Here is a 3665-nt window from a genome sequence, read left to right on the forward strand (position 1 = left end):
CCGGCCGCCGCGAAGCCCGCGCCCGCCGCGAAGACCCCGGCGCAGCCGCAGCCCTCCGCGAAGCCGGCCGAGTCCGCCGCGGCGGGCCCCGAGTTCGTGACGCTGCGCGGCCCCTCCGCCGCCGTGGCGAAGAACATGAACGCCTCGCTGGAGCTGCCGACCGCCACCTCGGTGCGCGCGGTGCCCGTCAAGCTGCTCTTCGACAACCGCATCGTGATCAACAACCACCTCAAGCGGGCCCGGGGCGGGAAGATCTCCTTCACGCACCTCATCGGCTACGCGATGGTGCAGGCGATCAAGGCGATGCCGTCGATGAACCACTCCTTCACGGTGAAGGACGGCAAGCCGACCCTCGTCAAGCCGGAGCACATCAACTTCGGCCTCGCGATCGACCTGGTGAAGCCCAACGGCGACCGCCAGCTGGTCGTCGCGGGCATCAAGAAGGCCGAGACGCTCAACTTCTTCGAGTTCTGGCAGGCGTACGAGGACATCGTCCGCCGCGCCCGCGACAACAAGCTGACGATGGACGACTTCTCCGGGGTGACGGTCTCGCTGACCAACCCCGGCGGTCTCGGCACCGTCCACTCGGTGCCGCGCCTGATGCCCGGGCAGTCGGTCATCATGGGCGTCGGCTCGATGGACTACCCGGCCGAGTTCCAGGGCACCTCGCAGGACACCCTGAACAGGCTGGGCATCTCCAAGGTGATGACCCTCACCTCGACGTACGACCACCGCGTCATCCAGGGCGCGGCCTCGGGCGAGTTCCTGCGCATCGTCGCGAACCTGCTGCTCGGCGAGAACGACTTCTACGACGAGGTCTTCAAGGCGCTGCGCATCCCGTACGAGCCGATCCGCTGGAACCGCGACATCGACGCCTCGCACGACGACGACGTCACCAAGGCCGCCCGCGTCTTCGAGCTGATCCACTCCTACCGGGTCCGCGGCCACGTCATGGCCGACACCGACCCGCTGGAGTACCACCAGCGCAAGCACCCCGACCTCGACATCACCGAGCACGGGCTCACGCTGTGGGACCTGGAGCGCGAGTTCGCGGTCGGCGGCTTCGCCGGCAAGACGATGATGAAGCTGCGCGACGTCCTCGGCGTGCTGCGCGACTCGTACTGCCGCACCATCGGCATCGAGTTCATGCACATCCAGGACCCGAAGCAGCGCAACTGGATCCAGGACCGGGTCGAGCGCGGCGCCACCACCGCGAAGCCCGAGCGCGAGGAGCAGCTGCGCATCCTGCGCCGCCTCAACGCGGCCGAGGCGTTCGAGACCTTCCTCCAGACGAAGTACGTCGGCCAGAAGCGCTTCTCGCTGGAGGGCGGCGAGTCCGTCATCCCGCTGCTCGACGCCGTGCTCGACGCGGCCGCCGAGTCGCGCCTCGACGAGGTCGTCATCGGCATGGCCCACCGCGGCCGCCTCAACGTCCTCGCCAACATCGTCGGCAAGTCCTACGCGCAGATCTTCCGCGAGTTCGAGGGCAACCTCGACCCGAAGTCGATGCACGGCTCCGGCGACGTCAAGTACCACCTGGGCGCCGAGGGCACCTTCACGGGCCTCGACGGCGAGCAGATCAAGGTCAACCTCGCCGCGAACCCCTCGCACCTGGAGACCGTCGACCCGGTCATCGAGGGCATCGCGCGCGCCAAGCAGGACATCATCAACAAGGGCGGCACCGACTTCACCGTGCTGCCCGTCGCGCTCCACGGCGACGCGGCCTTCGCGGGCCAGGGCGTCGTCGCCGAGACGCTCAACATGTCGCAGCTGCGCGGCTACCGCACCGGCGGCACCGTGCACGTCGTCATCAACAACCAGGTCGGCTTCACCGCTCCCCCGGAGTCGGCGCGCTCCTCGATGTACGCCACGGACGTGGCCCGCATGATCGAGGCGCCGGTCTTCCACGTGAACGGCGACGACCCCGAGGCCGTCGTCCGCGTCGCACGCCTCGCCTTCGAGTTCCGTCAGGCGTTCAACAAGGACGTCGTGATCGACCTCATCTGCTACCGCCGCCGCGGGCACAACGAGTCGGACAATCCCGGCTTCACGCAGCCGCTGATGTACGACCTCATCGACAAGAAGCGCTCGGTGCGCAAGCTCTACACCGAGTCCCTCATCGGCCGGGGCGACATCACCCTCGAAGAGGCGGAGCAGGCGCTCCAGGACTTCCAGGGCCAGCTGGAGAAGGTCTTCACGGAGGTCCGCGAGGCCACCACGACGCCCGGCGAGACCGAGGTCGCGCAGCCGCAGGCCGAGTTCCCGGTCAACGTGGACACCTCGATCTCCACCGAGGTCGTCAAGCGGATCGCCGACTCGCAGGTCAATATGCCCGAGCGGGTCACCGTGCACCCCCGGCTGCTCCCGCAGCTCCAGCGGCGCGCGGCGCAGATCGAGGAAGGCGCCATCGACTGGGGCACCGGCGAGATGCTCGCCTTCGGTTCCCTGCTCATGGAGGGCACCCCGGTCCGTCTCGCGGGCCAGGACTCGCGCCGCGGCACCTTCGGCCAGCGCCACGCGGTGCTCGTCGACCGGGTCACGGGCGAGGACTACACGCCGCTCCAGTACCTCTCCGAGGACCAGGCGCGCTTCAACGTCTACGACTCGCTGCTGAGCGAGTACGCGGCGATGGGCTTCGAGTACGGCTACTCGCTCGCCCGTCCCGAGGCGCTGGTGCTGTGGGAGGCGCAGTTCGGCGACTTCATCAACGGCGCGCAGACGATCATCGACGAGTACATCTCGGCCGCCGAGCAGAAGTGGGGCCAGACCTCCGGTGTCACGCTGCTCCTGCCGCACGGCTACGAGGGCCAGGGCCCGGACCACTCCTCGGCCCGGATCGAGCGCTTCCTCCAGCTCTGTGCGCAGAAGAGCATGACGGTCGCGATGCCGACGCTCCCGTCGAACTACTTCCACCTGCTGCGCTGGCAGGTCCACAACCCGCACCACAAGCCGCTCGTCGTCTTCACGCCGAAGTCGATGCTGCGCCTGAAGGCGGCGACCTCGAAGGCCGAGGAGTTCACCTCGGGCCAGTTCCGTCCCGTCATCGGCGACGACACCGTGGACGCGGCGAAGGTCCGCAAGATCGTCCTGTGCTCCGGGAAGGTCTACTACGACCTGGAGGCCGAGCGGACCAAGCGGGGTGCGGACGACACCGCGATCATCCGCCTGGAGCGGCTCTACCCGCTGCCCGGCGCCGAGATCCAGGCCGAGTTCGCGAAGTACCCGAACGCGGAGAAGTTCCTGTGGGCCCAGGAGGAGCCGGCGAACCAGGGTGCCTGGCCGTTCATCGCGCTCAACCTGATCGACCACATCGACCTCTCGGTCGGCGCGGCGATCCCCCACGGCCAGCGTCTGCGCCGCATCTCCCGCCCGCACTCCTCCTCCCCGGCGGTGGGCTCGGCGAAGCGGCACCAGCAGGAGCAGGCACAGCTCGTGGCGGAGGTCTTCGACGCCTGAGGCGCCGGAGGCACCGACCGCGCTGACAGCTGAGGCGTGAGCCGGAAGGCCCCGTTCCCACCGGAGACGGTGGGGGCGGGGCCTTCCCGCGTCCTCTCAGGTCGTGTACGCCTCGAAGTCCCACAGGCGCCCCTCGCGGGCCGCGCGGGTGAGGGGATGGTCCGGGCCGAGCGTCCGCGCCGCATCGGCCGCCGCGCGCGCCCGGAGCC

The 3665-nt window shown here is 69.2% G+C and carries 1 protein-coding gene; it reads left to right on the forward strand.

Features of this window, described 5'->3' with window-relative positions:
- A partial coding sequence (locus G3I42_RS10735; RefSeq protein ID WP_164284759.1) for a multifunctional oxoglutarate decarboxylase/oxoglutarate dehydrogenase thiamine pyrophosphate-binding subunit/dihydrolipoyllysine-residue succinyltransferase subunit occupies positions 1–3456 on the forward strand: 3456 nt, incomplete at its 5' end.
- Positions 3457–3665: the final 209 nt, after the last annotated feature.

It is taken from the genome of Streptomyces sp. SID11385 (genome assembly GCF_010548245.1).
Lineage (GTDB): Bacteria > Actinomycetota > Actinomycetes > Streptomycetales > Streptomycetaceae > Streptomyces.